This is a genomic window from Paraburkholderia sp. SIMBA_054, assembly GCF_046534875.1.
Taxonomy (GTDB): Bacteria; Pseudomonadota; Gammaproteobacteria; order Burkholderiales; family Burkholderiaceae; genus Paraburkholderia; species Paraburkholderia hospita.
Window position 1 is genome coordinate 1 of record NZ_JAWRXV010001649.1, and the last position, 238, is coordinate 238.

At 64.3% G+C, this 238-nt stretch carries 1 pseudogene; it reads left to right on the forward strand.

The window, feature by feature from the left end:
* Positions 1–238 (forward strand): annotated as a pseudogene (locus SB822_RS60690) (MFS transporter); the annotation flags it as partial.

Here is a 238-nt window from a genome sequence, read left to right on the forward strand (position 1 = left end):
CGTTCGAAACGGGCCTGCTCGCCGGCATCCCCAGCATCGCCGCCGTGGTCGCAATGATCCTGTGGGCGAGGCATTCGGACCGTACCGAAGAGCGCACGTGGCACGTCGTCATTCCGTGCGCGCTGGCCTGCCTTGGCTTTGTGTTCGCAGGTAACGCCTCAACAGCACTGATGATCGTGCTCGCCCTCGTCATCGTAAACGTCGGCATCAGCGCGGCGAAGGCGCCGCTGTGGGCAAT